The sequence below is a fragment of the Bradyrhizobium huanghuaihaiense genome, assembly GCF_007830635.1.
Classification (GTDB): Bacteria; Pseudomonadota; Alphaproteobacteria; order Rhizobiales; family Xanthobacteraceae; genus Bradyrhizobium; species Bradyrhizobium huanghuaihaiense.
The window spans coordinates 1-1,352 of sequence record NZ_VLLA01000098.1 but is presented as its reverse complement, the minus strand read 5'-3'; the positions used below and the strand labels follow the sequence as shown (position 1 = coordinate 1,352).

The following is a 1,352-nucleotide window of genomic DNA, read 5'->3' as shown; positions in this document are numbered from 1 at the left end:
AGCTCCGGCGCGATTCAGTGAGCTTCTCGATCAGTTCAGACTGCGGTCTCGGTTTTGCCGCGAGACGGTGGGGTTCAAATCGGGCCGTGGAGCCTCCACATCATCGCCACAGTCCGAAGACACCCGCCTGGTGCAATTGATGTAGCGAGAGAATGAATCGTTTGGCCCTGATCGATTCATAGAAAGCATTGGACCTCGCTTCCACAGGAAGCGAGAATCCATGCATGCCGAACCTTAAGCTAGGGCCGCTTCACCTTCGCCGCATCGACACCACCCGCAACATGCGGCGGTTTTACTTGCTTTCGATCCAACCGACCTTGTTCGGCGGGGTCTCGCTGATCCGCGACTGGGGCCGGATCGGCACGACCGGCCAGACGATGGTGCAGACTTTCGATGCCAGCGCTGAAGCGGGCGAAGCATTCGGACGGCTGGAGCGCGCCAAGCGCAGGCGCGGATACACCTCTGCTGAGGAGAGAGTCTGAGGTTTCGTCAATTTCCCGGGGATTACGGATCCACTTACGATGCCTGGAACGTGAAGTGACAGAAACCGTTGAGCCTGACGGGACGATTTGAAACGCTTCATGATCCGCCGCGTTGCCGCGTCGGCTGATGAGAATTCTCAGCCCGATTGTTGAGAGCTCTGTGCTGGCGATGTTCGACGAAAAAGCCCATCTTCGCCCTCGCAGCGCCGTGCGAACGCTTGTCCGTGATCATCACGCGCGGCGGCGTGCCGGCGGATTTCAAGAGCTTCTTCATGAGCCGCTGGGAAACCGGAAATACAACCAAACGGCATAGCTGATCACTTCCGATGGGAAGCGATGGCGGCGATAAAGAGGGTCCCGGGCGGTCGGCATGCCGGTCGTCTACCCCTCGGCCGCTCCAATTCGTTAACTTGACGGTACCCGCTGCTCGTCGACAGCGATGGCACGATCATCGCGGGCGAAGGCCGATACCTGGCCGCGCGAAAGCTCGGTCTCCTCGAGGCGCCGGTCAGCTGACCGGTCTTTCCGAAGCGCAGCGTCGCGCGCTCGCCCTTGCCGACAACCGCATCGCGCTGTCGGTGGTCCGGCGGCTCGTCGGATACGGGCGCTTCGACGGGGGCGAGACGGCCCGCGTGATGGCACGTCTCTACGCCGCGGCGCGCCTGCTGGTGAACTTCTTCCAGCCGTCATTCAAGCTCAAAGAGAAGCGCCGCGAGGGTCCGCCCACGGCGACATCAACCCCTGAGTCGCGCTTGCAGTGCCTGCCGATTGGCAACGACGTTGCTGAGGTTCAGCTGGTCTGGCTCCCGTCCTTGCGCCAATTGCCTAACCAGCTCCCGCGTGCCGTCCACGACAAAGACGCCGCAATCA

The 1,352-nt window shown here is 61.6% G+C and carries 1 protein-coding gene and 2 pseudogenes; 2 read left to right on the top strand and 1 reads right to left on the bottom strand.

What is annotated here, in order from left to right; all coding sequences use genetic code 11:
• Nucleotides 1–224: 224 nt before the first annotated feature.
• Entirely contained in the window at nucleotides 225–482 is a 258-nt protein-coding gene (locus IQ16_RS44965) for a WGR domain-containing protein (protein WP_011084508.1), read from the top strand.
• Nucleotides 483–532: 50 nt separating this feature from the next.
• Here IQ16_RS44965 and IQ16_RS44960 read toward each other — a convergent pair.
• Nucleotides 533–854 (bottom strand): annotated as a pseudogene (locus IQ16_RS44960) (DDE-type integrase/transposase/recombinase); the annotation flags it as partial.
• Nucleotides 855–1,117: 263 nt separating this feature from the next.
• On the opposite strand from IQ16_RS44960, the pseudogene IQ16_RS47245 reads away from it, so the two are divergent.
• A pseudogene (locus IQ16_RS47245) lies at nucleotides 1,118–1,352 on the top strand (hypothetical protein); the annotation flags it as partial.